This window comes from Gordonia sp. NPDC003424 (assembly GCF_053588655.1).
The window spans coordinates 53,701-70,978 of record NZ_JBSFQJ010000017.1; the positions used below are offsets into that span (position 1 = coordinate 53,701).

Consider the following 17,278-nt stretch of genomic DNA (forward strand, 5'->3'; position numbering starts at 1 on the left):
CCTCGCGCCGTTCGCGCGCGGACACCATGGACGGGCCGACATGGTCATACTTTCGTCATCGGTCGCCCGGGGGTGCCAAACCGGGGGTGCCAAACCCGGGGATGTCAAAACAGTCGCAGCGCCCGGCGCTCAGCTGGTTCCTCGAGATCGAGCAGTCGGCGTTTGCGGTCGAGGCCGCCGCCGAAACCGGTGAGCGATCCGTCGGCTCCGATGACCCGGTGGCACGGAATGACGATGCCGATCGGGTTGCGACCGATCACCTGCCCCACCCGTTGCGCCAACTGGCGGTTCCCGAGGAGCCCGGCGATCTCGCCGTAAGTCGTGGTCTCCCCATAGGGGATGTCGCGCAGCAGCGTCCACGTCGCGACGGAGAAGGTGTCGCCCTCGGGGCGTAGCGGTAGGTCGAAGTCGCGCCTGGTTCCGGCCAGGTACTCGATCAGCTGAGTGTGAGCGTTCTCGAGGATCGCGTGGTCGGCGACCTCGACGCGACGGCCCAGCGGTGGGTGGGGTGGGTCCGGTGAACGCTCGAAACGAACGCCGAGCAGGTGATCGTCGTCGGCGACGAGCGTGAGCGGGCACAACACGGTCTCGACCACGGTGTAGCGAGCTCGGCCGGGTCGCTGATCAGGTTGTTTCGTGGGCATCGGGACGCCTTCATGCGCTCGTCGGTGGGCTGGAACCTCACGGTAGTCCCCGGCACCGACAGAACTGCGGATTGAGTGGTTGGAGTAGTGCATTACCCGTGTTCGCCCTTGCGTTCCTCGTCAGAATTGTGGTGGAAGAACCGGTGATGACGACAGGAGGCAACGATGGTCTCGGTATCGTCGATGCCGTTCGACAGAACCAATCGTGGTACACCGTTCAATGCGTCCGGCGTGGTTGCCGTGGGGGACCGCCGGTTCGTCTTCATCGACAACGACGATCCGGGCGCGCTGTTCGAGCTGACGCTGACCCGGGACGGACGGCAGCACGGCCCGGTCGTGCGGCGTCGGATCGTCGGTGTGGCACCCGGAAAGCTGTCGGACCCCGAAGGTCTGACCCGGATCGATACGACTGGTCGCGCCATCGATCTCGTGGTGTCGTCGTCGTTCTGCGTCCTGTCGCCGCGAAGATCCGAACCAATCACGGCGAAAGGCCTCGTGAGAATCCGTTACTCGCCTCTTGGCGATCTGCACGGGCAGGCGATGCCGCGTTTCCGGCGGTGGCTGCTCGACGCCTTCCCGACGCTGGTGCCCGCCACGCAACTGATGCCCGACGACGGTGGCCTCAATATCGAAGGCCTCGCCTGGGATCCGGTGCACCGGGAGCTGCTCTTCGGCGTGCGCAGTCCCGTTGCCAACGGGCGGATTCCGGTCCTGTCGGTCGCGCTGGACCTCGACGCGCCGTGGACCACCGATGCGTGCCGGGAGCCGCGTATCCGGTGGCTGCAGAAGTCAGATCAGTCTGGGCCGCAGGGGATTCGCGACATCGAGTATGACGCCGAAGCCGACCGCTTCATCCTCATCGTGGGTCGCTCCTTGAGCGCCGGCGAGGTGCCGTTCGAACTACTCGCCTGGGACGGCACCAGCGAGACGGCCGACATCCTCGACGTCACCTTCAAGCATCGCTCGATGAAACCCGAAGGGGTGACGACCTTTTGGGACGGCGAGGTCCGCCGGATGCTGATCGTCGACGACTCGGGTGGGTTCGCCGCACTGGATTCGCCGTTGTGATCAGCCGTCGGTCACTGCCGCACGGTCCGACCGCGCAGCCCCAGATATGCGGCGATGAATACCACGGCAACGATGATCCCGACGAGGAACGGGATGACGGCCCAGCCGCCGTTGGAGTTGCTGTAGCCGATCTTGTAGGTGAGCCACGAACCGACAAGTGATCCGAGGAATCCGAGCACGATCGTCATGATCACGCCGATGTTCTGCTTGCCGGGCATGACGAGGCGAGCCAGGACGCCGATGATGAGCCCCACCACGATCGCACTGATAACTGTCGAGACCATCTTCTCTACCTCACTGTTCTCATGTGGCCCACGGCTTCTCGTGGGAGATTGTCGTCAGGACGACGTCACGTCGGCCGTGCCCAGGTTTCGGCCCGGGCGCTCAATTGCCTTCTGAGTTCCAGATTCTCGTCCTCGAGTGCCAGAATGCGTTCCACCCCGACGAGATTCACACCCTCGTCGACCAGCACGCTGATGCGCCGGATTCGCGCGATGTCGTTTTCGCTGTAGCGACGTGTGCCGCCACTGGTGCGTTGCGGCTGCAGCAGGTTACGCCTCTCGTACAGCCGCAAGGTCTGCAGTCCGACGCCGGAGAGTTCGGCGGCCACCGAAATCCCGTACACACCCTGTTCGGGTCGTGCGTGTGTCCGCTGAGTCATCTCCTCCCTTTCGTGCGCGCACGGATCATGTCTCTTGAAGTATATGGAAATCTGTCGCGAATGGCACAGATTATGGATTGAACGGGTAGAAAGTCGGCTGCTACTCGATGATGGGCTGCTCGGCACTCTGGGAGGCGTCGGTCGGTACCAGGCCGACCGCGGCGTCGTAGGCGTCGATCAGCCAGGCGCGGGTCTCGTCGGCCAGCAGTGTCGGCCTCCCGGCGACTGCCCCGTCGAAGAACAGCACGCGCCACGGTGACTCCGCGTCCGCGTCGCGGCTGTCGTCGAGGCCGACATCGGCGACGGTGTTGGTTGCCATCAGGTAGCGACCGTGTTCGAAGTCGACGCGGAGGGCATACCGGCCGTCGATGTTGACGACCCGGGCCGGACGATGTGTCGCGACCTCCAAAACGTGCAGAGCATCGGCATATCGCGCGGTGAACTCGGGCTTTCGCGGCACCGGTCGTCTCATTTCTCTCGCACATCACGGACCGGCCTGCGTCTCTGGACCGAACGCCTACGCTACGCCGAACGGCGTGTGACGTAGTTGTTATGGTCAACAAAGAATTGCGTGTGCCGCCTGCGGACCTGATCGTCGGCGCAGGCGGCACACTCGCGTGGGCGCGGAAGAGCGCGCCCGGCACTCGGTCGTTGTGCCTGCAGAATGCTGGCGGCGATTACATCGGCACGCCGCTCAGCAGTACGGCCATGGCCGCGAGGCAGCAGATCAACGCGGAGACGACGATGACGCCGCCGTGGGCGCCGAGAAGCAGGGGCGGCAGATCGTCCGGATCGCTGCACGATTGCGGCGCGACGTCGGTCCCAGAAATATGCGTCCGAACGGTCATGCTGTGACCTCACAACTGGGCAGAAAATCTATGTCAGTAGAAGCAGATTAGAGCTAACCCCGGAACTGGATTTCTGTCAAGCGGTGGGTGGTGCCAGCGCTGCGGACATGGGCTGCGCGACCTGTGGATAGGAAGAGGTGTCGCCGCGCCCGCGCATGCGTGGATGCCGGCGAGTCTCCGCAACGCCATTTCCGCTGCGGATCGAACTCGGACCGTAGGGCTGGTGCGTGGCGGGCTCGTCACACGAGCGGCCGGCCCAGCCGGGAACGGAGTCGTACATCCGCCAGTAGCGCTCGAAAACCCAACTGCGAGATGGCAAGTGGGAGGCGATGCTCGCGCTCGACCAGCCGCGCGACGTAGGCATCGAACCATTCCTGATCGGCGGCGGACCACTCGACGCGGAGGGCTTCGCGGAACGGCTCGGGCAGATAGCCGATGGTGCGACGGTACTTGACCGGTCCGTACCTGTCCTGGATGCGTTTGGAGGCGTAACCGTAGTGGGCGATGTTCAGCAGGAAGTCCCGGATCTCGTCGCTGATCTCGATCGCCGAGACCTGGTCGTCCCAGTACGCAGTGAAGTCGTCGCGCGTGGCCGGCCACATCTCGGCGGGCATCTGAAGTGTTGTGCCGCAGACCATTCCCTGCTGGTAGAACTTCTCGCGATCCTCCCCGGTGAGCGGACCGTGGACGCGTTCGTAGATATCCTCCCAACCGACGTACAGGCATGCCGCGACCCACAATTGGAGGTCGGCGTGCATGGCGTTGTACGCGACGGGACTGTCGGCGTCGGACCGCACCTGCGCATGCTGTCGGTTGACGGCTTGGCGGTATCGACGGCGGTCGTCGGCGTTGCCCATCGCGGCAACCGCCAGATACGACGCGGTGGTCCGAGCCCGCTTGACCGGGTGCAGATCCAGTCGGCCGCTCTCGACCTTGCTGCGGGCGACGCCATAGCCGACGGCGGGATTCGCGAGCTGCATGATGATGTTGGCGGTGCTCATGGTGGTGCCCATCGACATCAGCGACCTCGCGAAGAAGCTGCTGTCGATGTTGTCGAGTTCGGTACGCGACATGCGTTGGGTTGGCTGGGTCATCGGTCTACCTCTCGGGTGTCCGGCGGCTGGTCACACGAAATCTGAATACGAGTGTATTCAGATTGCGATGGACCCAGTATTGGCCACGCGATTCGGCGTTGTCAATGGCGGTGTGTCGGTGGAAGGTGGTTCGGCGTCCTATTCGTGCGCTCCCGAAAGTGTCGGACCCCGGTTGTAGTGTTCCTGTTCATCGGGATCGATGAATGATGAAGCGGGTCACCACCGGTGGCCTGTCCAGAGAGTGATGCGGGCTGAGGATCCGGGTCCGGCGCCGACGCGTCCTATCCGCTCACGGAGTCGGGTGGCGGACAAACATGCCCGCAGACGCCCCGAATGCGAACGCAACCGCAAACGCAGGGAGGAGGGTGTGGTTGATCAGCTGCGGACCTTGCCGTGACTGCGTAGTCGTCGCGGGTGAAGTCGCGTAGCCGCTACTCGCGTTCTGCACAGGGGCGTCGGACATCCTCGGAGCACTCAAACTCATCCGAGAGCGGAGCCCGACATGGCTGCACGAAGCGTCACCATCACCCTCACCAACGACATCGACGCCGCGTTGGTGCTGACGCATTGGGATCTTGACCACGGGGTGTGGGGCACCAATCCGCCCGCGCGGATCGAACCCGGAACGTCGGCAACCTGGGAGGCGGAGTCTGACGGCGTCGCCACCGGCACCGAGGGATCGGTGGACTTCGAGCTGGACCTCGGCGCCGGAACCACGGGTCGGGTCCACTTGTTCTTCGACAACCCGTTCGTCGGCAGCAACTCCTACGATCAGTCCGCGCCGGCGGCGTTCAGCTTCACCGGGCCGGGCGGCAGCGACGGCAACGACTCGACGTTCCGGTTGACCCTCACCGACGCGTCGACGACCGGTGACGGCATCCCCGACGACTGGAAGCGCAACGGTGTCACGATCGACCCCGGCGACGGCTCCGGACCCCAGTTCGTCGACCTCCCGGCCATGGGCGCCACGGTCGACAAGGCAGACGTATTCGTTCACCTCGACTGGATGGCCGACGCCACGCACAGCGACGCCCCGACCCAGGCCGCGATCAAACTGGTCGTGGACGCGTTCGCGAATGCTCCCTACATCAGCCGTAACGGGGCGATCGGCATCAACCTGCACGTGGACGCGGGTCCGAACAGCATCATGAACTTCGCGACCAACGCCACGTGGGGCGGACTGAGCCGAGCGAAGAACGTGGGTCACGTCGTGCAGCTCGGATCGTCGGTGAACGACTCGGGCAACAACGTGGTGACCTACGACTGGACCGAGTTCGACAAGCTCAAGAAACGCCCCGGCGGCTACTTCTCGTCTGGGCGGGCCCAGATCTTCCGGTACGCGGTAGCGGCGCACCAACTGGGTTCGGCCGCCAACAGCGGGATCGCGCGCGACATCCCGACCTCGGACTTCATCGTGAGTCTCGGGACATTCGGCGCTGTCAACAACACGCAGTACGGCGGTACGTTCATGCACGAACTCGGCCACGCCCTGGGACTCGACCACGGTGGTGGGGACGCGACCAACAACAAGCCCAACTATGTCAGCGTGATGAATTACCTGTGGCAGTTCTTCGGTGTGACCCGGAGCGGCACAACGCTTCTCGACTACTCGAACGCGGCACTCATCGCCCTGAACGAAGCCGCGTTGAATGAGACCGTCGGCCTCGGACCGGGTTCGGCCGGCGTCGCGATCAAACACTGGGTGCCGGCCACACCTGCCGCGCCGGCGGGCTTCGTCCAGGTCAATGATGCCTCCCAGCCCATCGACTGGGATGGTGACGGGCTGACGACGAAGACGAACGTCGCGTTCGACACGAACAACGACTCGAGCACCGGCACATTGGCGCCCTACGACGACTGGCTGCATCTGCGCATCAAGGGCGGATCGGTGGGTGGCGCAGGCTATTCCCCGCCGGCGGTCTCCAACGCGGTGACGGTCGAACTCACCGAATCGATGGCCTCGGTCATCCTGCCCGCCGACACCACACCGCCCGTCACCACGGCCACACTCTTCCCGCCGCCGAACTCGCTCGGCTGGAACCGCACCGACGTGGTCGTGACGTTGACCGCCACCGACGACATCTCCGGGGTGGCACGGACCGAGTACACCGTCGACGGTCTGGGGCCGACGCACTACGTCGCGCCGTTCACGGTCTCCCCAGAAGGTGTGCACGACATCGACTTCGGGTCGATCGACCGCTCGCAGAACAAGGAGGAGCCGAAGAGCGTCCAGGTGCTGATCGACAAGACGGCGCCCGAGTTCGCGGTCTTCTACGATCCGGTCCTCGACGACATCCTGGTGACCGGCCGCGACGAACTCTCCGGGATCGACCCCGGCGCGCAACCACCGGCGAGTCGTGTGGACACCGAATGGACCCCGTTCGGGTCCGACACCGCGGAACTGCGCCGCTACCGTCTGACCGACAACGCGGGCAACTCGACGACGTTGATCATCAAGGTGCGTTGCTCGCCGACCACCTACGAGGCGAGCATCCTCGGCTATGTCTACGACGACGAGACCCATCGCCCGCCGCACCAGGTCGCCCAGGACGAGATCGCCGACGACACAAGGGATGCCGCCGCGCTGCGAAGTCTGGGTCGCGTCGCACAGGTTTACCGGCAGCGGAACACGCTGATCTTCTCGCGTCTCACCGGCCGACGTGACAGCACGCCGTTGCTGGGATTCACGCAGATCGTCGCCTTGGGGGCGGGGGAGTCGAGAATGGTGACACGCGCCCGCTACGACGTGCTCGACGACTACACGATCCTCTCCGAGGAGCGGCCCGCACTGACGTGCATCCCGTGCGGCCGGCGTCCCGACGACGGGCAGCGGACACCCGACGACCACGCGACGGGCCGCGCGTCCGACACGTCGCATCAACGACGCTGTGCACCCGAGATCGTCAACGAGCGGGACACGCGTGGGCAGGTGACGTTGCGGGTCGTCAGCCGGGATGGCGGGTTGGCCGTGGAGCAGTGATGGGCGGCTGCTGCCACCGCTGCCGCGGCGGGGGACCATGCTGTTTCCGTGACTGTCGGTTGCGGGGGAATGTCTACCCTCGAGTCGCCAGTTCGACGATGGTGATCTCCGGCGGCGCGGCCACCCGTACCGGCGGCCCCCAGGCGCCGGCGCCGCGAGTGGTGTAGACGGTGGTCCTGCCGATCCGGTCGACACCTTCGACGGTGGGTTGCTGCAGCGGCACCAGATAGCGCAGGGGCCAGATCTGGCCGGCGTGGGTGTGGCCGGAGACCTGGAAGTCGACGCCGGCGTCGGAGGCGCCCTCGGCTTGGACTGATTCGTGGGCGGCCAGCATCACGAACCGCGACGGGTCCCGTCCCGCCAGAGCCCGAGCGAGATCGGGACGGTATGGCTCCGGCGCCGTGTGGTCGTGGACGCCGGCCAGATCGATGGTGGAGCCGTTGCGTTCGAGTTCGACACGGTCGTTGAGGAGCGGTTGGATGCCGAGCTGCTTCCAGCGTGCGAACCAGTGTCCGCCGTCGTCGGCGTAGAACTCGTGGTTCCCGCTGACCGCGAAGACCCCCAGCGGTGCGGACAGGTCGGCCAGCGGCGCGAGGTCTGCGCCGACGCGGTCGACGGTGCCGTCGATGAGATCGCCCGCGAGCACGATCAGTTCGGGAGACTGGGCCATCACTGTGTCGACGGCGCGCTGGGTGAAGCGGCCGTCGCGGACAGGGCCGACGTGCAGATCGGAGATCACTGCGATCCGGGCGCCGTCGAAACCGGCAGGGAGGCGGTCGAATTGGATGCGTGCCGAGGTGACACGGGGAGTCGCGGCCTCGGTCAGGCCGTACCCGACCGCGCCCAATGAACCGATCACCAGCACGGCCGTGGATATCCGGAGCGCAGTCAACCGTCGCCGCGCGAACTCGGCGTCGTCGATACGGCGAAGGCGATGAACGAGCCGTGCGATCAACGACGCGACGCCGATGAGGATGATGCCAAGCGCGAGGTAGAGACCGATCGCCAGCCATGTCATCCCTACGAAGGCCGGGTAGCGCGCCCATCCGGGGTTCAGGGCGCTACCGGACGCGAACCCGATCAGCACCAGGGCCCAGAGCACGACGAGCACCCCCGCCGCCAGGTGCGACCACGGTCGCGGAACCGCGGTTGCCCGGACCAGCCGCCGATAGAACCAGAAGGTGAGCAGCCCGAGCATGATCGCGGGGATGAGTAGGAGCACGACTCCCACGATAGGCGGGCGCCGTTGGTGGGCTGCGCGTCGTCGCGGGACCGAATGGCCTGTTCACCCGAGGTTGGGCCGGGAGAACAGGGAGCCGCTACGTGCATGGATTTGATGTGGGGCTGGGGATTTCGCTCTGATCGGGTTTCGCAGGGCGACGGTCCGTCAGATCTTGATCCAATCGATGGCTGCGCCGGTGCAGAGAAACAAGACCAGCCACGCCACTCCGAGTACTGCCGGAATGAACTCGAGCGCCCAGATGAGTCGATACACGACAGGTGCTTTCCCGTGTTCGGTTGTTCAGGTTCGGGCTCGCTCATAATATGCCTCTGACCTGCGAGTACATTACGGGATCGGGGGAGCGTCGGTATCGTCCGGATCGCCACCACGGCGCAGTACCTCTGCTCGGGCACGCGCGATGCCACCGTGTTCGAGTGCTGCGAGAGCGGATTCGCCGGCCCACACGAGCTCGCCGCCGCGTCGCCGAACCTCGACGGTCATGCGTGCGCCGAGATGCTCGATCGCGCCCGGGACGTTGCGTCGTTGGCTGGGGATCGGCACCGGCAGGACGTGCGCATCGCCCAGTCGGCCGGATCCTTCGACTCGCACGCTGTACCGTCGCCCGGCGCAATGCAACGACCACGATTCGTCGGTCACCCGTGCCCGCACGGGTGAGATCAGCGGGTCGCCGACCCGCACCAGACGTCCGTCCGGCAGCAGGACCACGATGACGGTTACCTCGGTCTTCAGCGGTCCGGCGCGGACGATTCCGCCCGCGAAAGCCACGCACGCCTCGGGTTCTGCGAATCCCTGAGCCTGCCCCCACCACCAGCTCTCCGGGAACCCTTCACGGCCCCAATTCTTTTCGGCGTACACCTGTGCGCCGTCGAGGTCCCAGGTCTCATCGCCGACGGTCGCACTGCCGCTCGCTCGGCCGCCGAGCAGCCACGGATGCCAGTACTGGTTGAGCCCCGGCACGGAGTGGAAGAAACCGGAGGCGCCGTAACAGCGTCGCGGCCACGACACCGGATCGGTGACGCGGATGTCGAGTCGCGCATCCGGGCCCAGGTCCAGGTGAACTTCGTCCACATCGGCGTGAAAGGCCGAATTCGCGCTGATCTCGAGAGCTTGGGGATTGTCGAGCGCGCCCGGATGCGCGCACGTGCGTAGGAAGCGATGCGGGTGGGCGGCCAGGCCCAAGGTGGCCCAGCGCTCGCCGCTCGGCGACGTGTTCACCCCGCACAACGCGATCAACGTGCGACCCCGGTCGGGTTGGGTGAACCGCCAGAAGTAGCCCTCCATGGCCACGCCGTGTGCCGGCAGGAGATTGCCGAATGGACGGTCTGCGCCGGTGGCGCGATAGCGAGAGCTCAGCCCGAACATATCTCTAGGCCCCAGCCCGGCGTCGTTGGAGTTCCGACGTTGATCGCAGCGCGCGCCGGCGAGGCGCCGAGGAGCACTATTGCGGCCTCCGCGATATCGCCGTGTCCTTCATGGGCTACTCCTACCGCCGCGCTCCTCGAGCCAGGCTATCGCGAGCCGGTCAACAAGGCGCAACACGACATGCCCCTCGCCAGTCCGGAAACCGACCGGGTGCCGCAGCCGATAAAGTGACCCAGGACACACAGCAATCGCAAACCTGAGCGGAATGCACTCAACTCTACTGGCGTTGCACCCTTCGAATGGCTCATACTTGAGCCTGTTGGACTAAAGAGAGAAAGGTACACGCCAAGTGGACAGCTTCAACCCGACCACCAAGACGCAGCAGGCGCTGAGTGCTGCTGTGCAGGCGGCGGCCGCTGCTGGCAATTCCGACGTGCGTCCGGCTCACATCCTGGTGGCGCTGCTCGATCAGTCCGATGGCATCGCTGCGCCGCTGCTGAAGGCGGTTGGAGTCGATCCGTCGACGGTTCGCGCACAGGCCCAGGCTCTCGTGAACCGCGCCCCGACGGTCTCCAGCTCGAGCGCGCAGCCCCAACTATCCCGCGAGTCGATTGCGGCCATCACCGCAGCTCAACAGCTCGCGGGCGAACTCAACGACGAATACGTCTCGACCGAACACATCCTCGTGGGTCTGGCCACCGGTGACTCCGACACCGCCAAACTGCTGGCCAATGTGGGGGCCACCCCGCAGGCTCTGCAGGAGGCGTTCGTCGCCGTGCGCGGCACTTCGCGGGTGACCTCCGAAGATCCGGAGTCGACGTATCAGGCGCTGGAGAAGTACTCCACCGACCTCACCTCCGCGGCGCGCGAGGGCAAGCTCGATCCGGTGATCGGCCGTGACGCCGAGATCCGTCGTGTCGTCCAGGTGCTCTCGCGCCGGACCAAGAACAACCCGGTGCTCATCGGTGAACCCGGCGTCGGCAAGACCGCGATCGTCGAGGGTCTGGCCCAGCGCATCGTGGCCGGTGACGTGCCGGAGTCGTTGCGCAACAAGACCGTCATCTCCCTCGACATGGGTTCGATGGTCGCCGGCGCCAAGTACCGCGGCGAGTTCGAGGAGCGGCTCAAGGCCGTGCTCGACGAGATCAAGGGCTCGGCCGGCGAGATCATCACCTTCATCGACGAGCTGCACACCATCGTGGGTGCCGGTGCCACCGGCGATTCAGCGATGGATGCGGGCAACATGATCAAGCCGATGCTCGCCCGTGGCGAGTTGCGGCTGGTCGGCGCCACCACCCTCGAGGAGTACCGCAAGTACATCGAGAAGGACGCCGCACTCGAGCGGCGGTTCCAGCAGGTGTACGTCGGTGAGCCGTCGGTGGAGGACACCATCGGCATCCTGCGTGGTCTCAAGGAACGCTACGAGGTGCACCATGGCGTCCGCATCACCGACTCCGCATTGGTCTCGGCCGCAACGCTTTCCGACCGCTACATCACCTCCCGGTTCCTGCCGGACAAGGCCATCGACCTGGTCGACGAGGCCGCGTCTCGGCTCCGGATGGAGATCGACTCACGTCCCGAGGAGATCGACGAGGTCGAGCGCATCGTCCGTCGCCTCGAGGTCGAAGAGGTCGCCCTGCAGAAGGAGACCGACGCGGCGTCGAAGGAACGTCTCGAGAAGCTGCGCTCCGAACTGGCCGACCAGAAGGAGAAGCTCAACGAGCTCTCCGCCCGGTGGCAGTCGGAGAAGACCGCGATCGACGCCGTCCGCGACCTCAAGGAGGAGCTGGAAAAGCTTCGCGGGGAGGCAGAACGGGCCGAACGCTCCGGCGATCTCGGCCGCGCCGCCGAGTTGCGGTACGGCAAGATCCCCGGCCTGGAGAAGAACCTCGAGGCCGCGATCGAGAAGACCGGCACCGATCCCGGGCAGGACGTGATGCTTCAGGAGGAGGTGGGACCCGACGACGTCGCGCAGGTGGTGTCGGCGTGGACCGGCATCCCCGCGGGCCGCATGCTCGAGGGTGAGACCGCCAAGCTGCTGCGCATGGAAGACGAACTCGGACACCGGGTCATCGGCCAGAAGGATGCAGTGCAGGCGGTGTCCGACGCGGTGCGTCGTGCCCGTGCCGGTGTCGCCGACCCGAACCGGCCACTCGGTTCGTTCATGTTCCTCGGCCCGACCGGCGTCGGTAAAACCGAGCTGGCCAAGGCTCTCGCCGAGTTCCTGTTCGACGACGAGCGTGCGATGGTCCGCATCGACATGAGTGAGTACGGCGAAAAGCACAGCGTCGCACGCCTTGTCGGAGCACCTCCCGGATATGTCGGCTACGAGGCCGGCGGTCAGCTCACCGAGGCGGTGCGGCGTCGCCCCTACACGGTGGTCCTGTTCGACGAGATCGAGAAGGCCCACCCGGACGTGTTCGACGTGCTGCTGCAGGTCCTCGACGAAGGTCGCCTGACCGACGGTCAGGGCCGCACGGTGGACTTCCGCAACACCATCCTCATCCTCACGTCCAATCTGGGCGCGGGCGGTGACAAGGACCAGGTGATGATGGCGGTCCGCAGCCGGTTCAAGCCGGAGTTCATCAACCGCCTCGACGACGTCATCGTCTTCGACGCGCTGAGCCCCGAGGAACTGGTGTCCATCGTCGACATCCAACTGCGGCAACTGGCCAAGCGTCTCGCGCAGCGTCGGCTGGATCTGGAGGTGACGCCGAAGGCCAAGGAATGGCTCGCCGAGCGTGGCTTCGATCCGCTCTACGGCGCCCGTCCGCTGCGGCGGCTGGTGCAGCAGGCGATCGGCGACCAGCTGGCAAAGGCATTGCTGGCCGGCGACATCCACGACGGAGACGTCGTGCCGGTGAATGTCGGTGCGGACGGCGAGTCGTTGGTGCTCGGCTGACCTGACTGAGACTGGCCCCGTGAGTGGGCTCCGAGGGGCAATGCCCCTCGGAAGCCCGCCACGGGGCCACTTTTCGCAGTAGCTCAGGCCGCGACGACCGCCGCGTTCTGCGTCTCGTCGCCCAACTCGTGCCGGCCCATGCGGATCATGCCGGCGATCACCAGGAACGCGAGGAACATGAAGCCGGCGCCGCAGTAGAACGCGACATCGTAGCTGTGAATGGTGGCCGCCATGAAGTCTTCGGGATTGGCCGGGACCGGCTGCCCGGTCGCCTGATCGAGCGTCATCGCGCTTCGGTGGTCGCTGGAAAATATCTGCGCCACAATAGTACTCAGCAGTGCGATGCCGACCGAGCCGCCGACCTGCTGGGACGTGTTGACCAGCGCGCTGGCCACGCCTGCGTCCTTCTCGTCGATGCGGTGCAGCGCCACCGACTGCATCGCGACGAACACCAGCCCCATGCCCAAGGCGATCAACAGCTCGCTGGGCAGGATGTGCGTCAACCAGGTCGAGTCCGAATCAAGTTGTGCCAGATAGAGATAGCCAACGATGCCGGCGACGGTGCCGATCATCATCAGGGGACGCGGTCCGAATCGGGGGAGGAGTGAACTGGCGGCTCCGGCCGACACGATGAGCGCCACCGGGAACGGCAGGAACAGCACGCCGGCGCGTAACGGGCTGTTGCCCAACGTGTTCTGGAAGTAGTAGCTCAGGAACAGGAACATCGCGAACATTGCGGTCGGGATGATGAAGGCCACCAGGTAGGCGCCGCCGCGGTTTATCTCGCCGGGGATGCGGAGCGGAAGCAGCGGATGAGTGCTGCGGTGCTCGATCAGGACGAACGTGGCCAGCAGCACGGCCGCGGCGACGAACAGCAGGATGGTCGAGGTTGCACCCCAACCGGATTCGGCGGCACGGGTGAATCCGTAGACGACGCTGACCAGGCCCAGGGTCACGGTGATGGCTCCGGGCAGGTCGTATCCGCCGGTGCGCTTGGTCGGTACGTCGCGGACCACCAGCGTGAGCGCTCCGATCGCGGCGATGACGGCGATCGGTGTGTTCACCAACAGCGTCCAGCGCCAGGAGAAGAACTCGGTCAAAGCGCCACCGGCGATCAGGCCGATCGCCGCACCGCCACCGGACACCGCAGCGTAGACCGCGAATGCGCGAGCACGTTCGCGATGTTCGATGAAGGTGACGGTGATCAGCGAGAGTGCCGCGGGCGCAAGCAAGGCCGCGAAGGCACCTTGCAGGGCGCGGCCGGCGAAGAACGATATGTCGTTCCAGGCGAATCCGGCCATCGCCGACGACGCGGCGAAGCCGACGAGCCCGATCAGGAACATGCGGCGGCGACCGAGGTAGTCGGCCATCCGGCCGCCGAGAAGCAGTAGGCCGCCGAACATCAGCGTGTAGGCGGTCAGTGCCCATTGGCGGTTGGCATCGGAGATGTGCAGGTCGGTCTGGGCAAACGGGAGAGCGATCGTGATGATGCTGGCGTCGAGCACCACCATCAGCTGGGCCAGGGCGATGACGCCCAGTGCCCACCAGCGGCGAGAACTCGGCGCCGGCGAGGCGAGTCCGGGGTCGGGGAGATCTTCTGTCAGTGCAGTGTCCGATGTGGTCACGAGATCCTCAATCGTCAGAGGTGAATGATCGGTGCCCTGCAATAGTGGCAGACTCAGACAGAAGGCGTCAACAGACAAAATACAGAATCAGACAATTGGCGCTCACGGCAGAAAGTTTGCGCTCCACGAGTTACAATCACGGCGTGGGACACGCGGAACAAGAAACAGGCCAGGTCAAGGCCGGTCTTCGAGAGCGCAAGAAGCTGCAGACGCGCGATCGGCTGATCTCGGCAGCACTGGAACTGTGCGACTCCCAGGGGTTCGACGCGACGACGGTCGAGCAGATCTCCGATGCGGCCGACATCTCGCCGCGGACGTTCAACCGCTACTTCGCGACCAAAGAGGACGTCATCCTGGCCCCGATCGAGGACATGATCGCCGCGATGGCCGCTGCCCTCGACGCCCAGCCTCACACCGGCAACGAGTTCGAGGCGTTGGTCAACGCGCAGACCCAGATATTCTGCGGTGAATGTCCTACCGGTTCGGTGGATCTCGAGCGCTTCGAGACCATGAATCGGATCATTCAGTCGGCACCCTCGGTGAACGGTCGCAACACCGAACTCGCCGAGAGGAAGTACCGGAGCATCACCGACAAGGTCGCCGAGCGGATGGAACTGCCGGCCGACGATCCCCGGGTCCGGGTCACCGTCGGGGTCTACATGTCACTCGTGCACATCTCGATGGACACCTGGCGATGTGGCCAAGAGCCGGGGGTCACCACCGATGCCACAGTCGCCGCGAAGGCTCTGACGGCGACCTACGACACGTTCCGCGAGGTCGTCAAGAACGTATGACCGTGCGGCTGATGTCCGCCAGACGGCTGGTGTCCCGCGTTGGAAATTCGTCGCATAATTCCGGCGATCCAGGTGGATGCATCGCGAGGCGGCTGGATGTACCTGCGACGACGCCAACCAAGCGAGGCGCCTCCTGGGCGTTGGAATTGTGCAACGAATTTACGACGCGGGACACTACCCTCTGAACCATGGTGAACGAGTCCATGCAGGAGACGTGGGGCGACGCCGGCAGCGGATGGGTGGCCAACGAGGCGACGTTCGACCAGGTGTTCACGCCGTTCACCCGGGCTCTGGTCGAGCGGGCGGGTTTCGCTGCGGGAGACCGCGTGCTGGACATCGGTTGTGGCTCAGGAACTTTACTCGAGCATGCGGTCCGCAGCGGCGCGTCGGCGACCGGTGTCGACATCTCCGCGGCGATGGTCGACGCGGCCCGCGCTCGAGTCCCACAGGCGGACGTGCTGCTGGCCGATGCGCAGACCGCGGAACTGCACGAGCCATCCGCGCCGCCGTTCGATCACGTCGTCTCGCGTTTCGGCGTGATGTTCTTCGACGATCCGCTCGCCGCCTTCGGCAACATCCGCAGTTTCGTCGCACCGGGTGGGCGCCTGACCTTTGTGTGCTGGCGATCCGGAGACAACACGATGTTCACCCTCGGGACGAGCGTTCTGACCGAGCGGTTGGGAATCTCCGACGTCGATGCGGATTCGACCGCGCCCGGACCGCTCGCGTTCGGTGACGATCAACGCCTCCGCGAGGTCTTGTCGGAATCCGGGTGGCATGACATCGCGATCGAGCCTTTCGACGGCATGCATGTGCGACTACAGCATGAACGGCAGCGACGGCGTTCAGGAGCGACTGGCGATGGTGTTGGCGACGCCCATCGGTCGCAACGCCCGCGTCGCGTTGTACCCGCGCCTCGGTGAGGACGGCTGGGCGGCGCTCGTGGACGAGGTGCGTGCCGAGGTGCGTCGTCACCGGGTCGACGGAACCGTGAAGTTCGTCGGGCAGACCTGGTTGGTCAGCGCGCGTAATCCGGGTTGAGCAAACATGATTCACGGTGCGCGCCGACGATCGGCGAACGCATGGCCGCGGGGATCACGCCACCGTGCCCACCGCGATCCGCGCCGACACCGGGATGTCCAGGGCGCCGTCGGCGTCGCGGAACTGTTCGGTGAGTCCGACGACGGTGGTCTGTAGCGCCGCGGCCTGTTCCTCGGACATCCTCTGCCGTGCGGCGTTCAGCGGCGGGGCAAGCGACATCGCCATCTCGATGTGTTCGTCGCTGTCGGCGTAATGTCTTGTGCCCTTGACCGTCTGGACATCGACGTCGGTGAATCCGGCCTCGATGAAGCGGCGGCGGAGGTCCTCGGTATCGGGGAGGGAGAACGGTTCGCCGGGATCCAACGGCGGCCCGCCGCTGACCAGACCGAGCGACATCGCGCCCATGCCGACGGTGGTCAGCCATGGGTTCTCGGTGAACGGACCCCAGACGCTGGTGACGAAACGGCCGCCCGGTCGCAACACGCGGAGGGTCTCCCGCAGGGCACGGTCCGGATCGGATGCCATCATCAGACCCATGCGAAAGATCGCCACGTCGAAGGTGTTGTCGGCAAACGGCAACTCGTGCACATCGACATCGCCGACGACGGTGGCGTTGGCGACGTCGGCGAGTCGGGCGCGCTGCACCTCGGTCATCGATGGTGCGATGTCCGACGCGGTGACCGTGCCGTCCGGACCCACCCAGTCCGAGATCTGTGCCGCGAGTTCGCCGGTGCCGGAGCCTAGTTCGAGTACCGCGGAACCGTTTAGCGAGCCGGATGCGGCGCGTAATCGGCCGGTCAGCTCCGATTCGGTGCCTTCGATCTCGGTGGCGAAACGCGCCCAACCGGATGCGACACTGCTCCACATGGAGGCGGGTGATTGTGTTGTGGAAGCGTCCATGGCGCTGCTCCAGTACAGTAGTGATGTATTGAATACATCGAAAGTGTACTGAACGTGGGAGCCACGGGTCAAGAGGGTCGACCGTATGTATCGTCGCGCCGCGCCGATCAGGCGAG

At 65.5% G+C, this 17,278-nt stretch carries 15 protein-coding genes; 5 read left to right on the plus strand and 10 right to left on the minus strand.

The window, feature by feature from the left end:
• Window positions 1–104: 104 nt before the first annotated feature.
• Window positions 105–644, minus strand: coding sequence for a methylated-DNA--[protein]-cysteine S-methyltransferase (locus ACWDTI_RS21105; RefSeq protein WP_449740083.1), 540 nt, complete (start codon window positions 642–644; stop codon window positions 105–107).
• 165 nt (window positions 645–809) lie between these two features.
• Here ACWDTI_RS21105 and ACWDTI_RS21110 point away from each other — a divergent pair, with 165 nt between their 5' ends.
• Window positions 810–1,712 (plus strand): DUF3616 domain-containing protein, encoded by a 903-nt coding sequence (locus tag ACWDTI_RS21110; protein ID WP_449740084.1) that lies wholly within the window; start codon window positions 810–812, stop codon window positions 1,710–1,712.
• Between the two features lie 11 nt (window positions 1,713–1,723).
• Here the strand turns inward: ACWDTI_RS21110 and ACWDTI_RS21115 are convergent, their stop codons facing one another.
• The 5 genes from ACWDTI_RS21115 to ACWDTI_RS21135 all read right to left on the minus strand — a co-directional run bounded on the left by ACWDTI_RS21115 (window position 1,724) and on the right by ACWDTI_RS21135 (window position 4,315).
• Complete coding sequence (locus ACWDTI_RS21115; protein ID WP_449740085.1) at window positions 1,724–1,996, minus strand: GlsB/YeaQ/YmgE family stress response membrane protein; 273 nt, start codon at window positions 1,994–1,996, stop codon at window positions 1,724–1,726.
• Between the two features lie 65 nt (window positions 1,997–2,061).
• Window positions 2,062–2,373 (minus strand): MerR family transcriptional regulator, encoded by a 312-nt coding sequence (locus tag ACWDTI_RS21120; RefSeq protein WP_449740086.1) that lies wholly within the window; start codon window positions 2,371–2,373, stop codon window positions 2,062–2,064.
• 100 nt (window positions 2,374–2,473) lie between these two features.
• Window positions 2,474–2,833, minus strand: a complete 360-nt coding sequence (locus tag ACWDTI_RS21125; RefSeq protein WP_449740087.1) for a hypothetical protein — start codon at window positions 2,831–2,833, stop codon at window positions 2,474–2,476.
• Window positions 2,834–3,050: 217 nt separating this feature from the next.
• A complete protein-coding gene (locus ACWDTI_RS21130; protein ID WP_449740088.1) occupies window positions 3,051–3,221 on the minus strand; it encodes a hypothetical protein in 171 nt (56 codons plus the stop codon).
• A 239-nt stretch (window positions 3,222–3,460) separates the two neighbouring features.
• Complete coding sequence (locus ACWDTI_RS21135) at window positions 3,461–4,315, minus strand: oxygenase MpaB family protein (RefSeq protein ID WP_449740089.1); 855 nt, start codon at window positions 4,313–4,315, stop codon at window positions 3,461–3,463.
• 502 nt (window positions 4,316–4,817) lie between these two features.
• Between ACWDTI_RS21135 and ACWDTI_RS21140 the strand changes: the two genes are divergently transcribed.
• Window positions 4,818–7,295, plus strand: coding sequence for an OmpL47-type beta-barrel domain-containing protein (locus ACWDTI_RS21140; protein ID WP_449740090.1), 2,478 nt, complete (start codon window positions 4,818–4,820; stop codon window positions 7,293–7,295).
• 73 nt (window positions 7,296–7,368) lie between these two features.
• Here the strand turns inward: ACWDTI_RS21140 and ACWDTI_RS21145 are convergent, their stop codons facing one another.
• On the minus strand, window positions 7,369–8,493 hold the full coding sequence (locus ACWDTI_RS21145) for a metallophosphoesterase (RefSeq protein ID WP_449740145.1): 1,125 nt from the start codon (window positions 8,491–8,493) through the stop codon (window positions 7,369–7,371).
• Between the two features lie 369 nt (window positions 8,494–8,862).
• Window positions 8,863–9,900, minus strand: coding sequence for a tocopherol cyclase family protein (locus tag ACWDTI_RS21150; RefSeq protein ID WP_449740091.1), 1,038 nt, complete (start codon window positions 9,898–9,900; stop codon window positions 8,863–8,865).
• Window positions 9,901–10,249: 349 nt separating this feature from the next.
• Between ACWDTI_RS21150 and clpB the strand changes: the two genes are divergently transcribed.
• A complete protein-coding gene (clpB, locus tag ACWDTI_RS21155) occupies window positions 10,250–12,802 on the plus strand; it encodes an ATP-dependent chaperone ClpB (protein WP_449740092.1) in 2,553 nt (850 codons plus the stop codon).
• 83 nt (window positions 12,803–12,885) lie between these two features.
• On the opposite strand, the gene ACWDTI_RS21160 is transcribed toward clpB, so the two are convergent.
• A complete protein-coding gene (locus ACWDTI_RS21160) occupies window positions 12,886–14,427 on the minus strand; it encodes an MFS transporter (protein WP_449740093.1) in 1,542 nt (513 codons plus the stop codon).
• 143 nt (window positions 14,428–14,570) lie between these two features.
• Between ACWDTI_RS21160 and ACWDTI_RS21165 the strand changes: the two genes are divergently transcribed.
• Window positions 14,571–15,221 (plus strand): TetR/AcrR family transcriptional regulator, encoded by a 651-nt coding sequence (locus ACWDTI_RS21165; protein WP_449740094.1) that lies wholly within the window; start codon window positions 14,571–14,573, stop codon window positions 15,219–15,221.
• A gap of 188 nt (window positions 15,222–15,409) precedes the next feature.
• Complete coding sequence (locus ACWDTI_RS21170) at window positions 15,410–16,144, plus strand: class I SAM-dependent methyltransferase (protein WP_449740095.1); 735 nt, start codon at window positions 15,410–15,412, stop codon at window positions 16,142–16,144.
• 172 nt (window positions 16,145–16,316) lie between these two features.
• Here the strand turns inward: ACWDTI_RS21170 and ACWDTI_RS21175 are convergent, their stop codons facing one another.
• Window positions 16,317–17,162 carry a class I SAM-dependent methyltransferase gene (locus ACWDTI_RS21175; protein ID WP_449740096.1) on the minus strand — a complete coding sequence of 282 codons (846 nt, stop codon included), beginning with the start codon at window positions 17,160–17,162 and terminating at the stop codon, window positions 16,317–16,319.
• Window positions 17,163–17,278 lie beyond the last annotated feature (116 nt).

What these genes read in the sequence shown, in the direction of transcription:
- ACWDTI_RS21105 (WP_449740083.1), bottom strand. Translation starts at nt 644, where the DNA reads ATGCCCACGAAACAACCTGATCAGCGACCCGGCCGAGCTCGCTACACC.
- ACWDTI_RS21110 (WP_449740084.1), top strand. Translation starts at nt 810, where the DNA reads ATGGTCTCGGTATCGTCGATGCCGTTCGACAGAACCAATCGTGGTACA.
- ACWDTI_RS21115 (WP_449740085.1), bottom strand. Translation starts at nt 1,996, where the DNA reads ATGGTCTCGACAGTTATCAGTGCGATCGTGGTGGGGCTCATCATCGGC.
- ACWDTI_RS21120 (WP_449740086.1), bottom strand. Translation starts at nt 2,373, where the DNA reads ATGACTCAGCGGACACACGCACGACCCGAACAGGGTGTGTACGGGATT.
- ACWDTI_RS21130 (WP_449740088.1), bottom strand. Translation starts at nt 3,221, where the DNA reads ATGACCGTTCGGACGCATATTTCTGGGACCGACGTCGCGCCGCAATCG.
- ACWDTI_RS21135 (WP_449740089.1), bottom strand. Translation starts at nt 4,315, where the DNA reads ATGACCCAGCCAACCCAACGCATGTCGCGTACCGAACTCGACAACATC.
- ACWDTI_RS21140 (WP_449740090.1), top strand. Translation starts at nt 4,818, where the DNA reads ATGGCTGCACGAAGCGTCACCATCACCCTCACCAACGACATCGACGCC.
- ACWDTI_RS21145 (WP_449740145.1), bottom strand. Translation starts at nt 8,493, where the DNA reads ATGCTCGGGCTGCTCACCTTCTGGTTCTATCGGCGGCTGGTCCGGGCA.
- ACWDTI_RS21150 (WP_449740091.1), bottom strand. Translation starts at nt 9,900, where the DNA reads ATGTTCGGGCTGAGCTCTCGCTATCGCGCCACCGGCGCAGACCGTCCA.
- ACWDTI_RS21170 (WP_449740095.1), top strand. Translation starts at nt 15,410, where the DNA reads ATGGTGAACGAGTCCATGCAGGAGACGTGGGGCGACGCCGGCAGCGGA.
- ACWDTI_RS21175 (WP_449740096.1), bottom strand. Translation starts at nt 17,162, where the DNA reads ATGGACGCTTCCACAACACAATCACCCGCCTCCATGTGGAGCAGTGTC.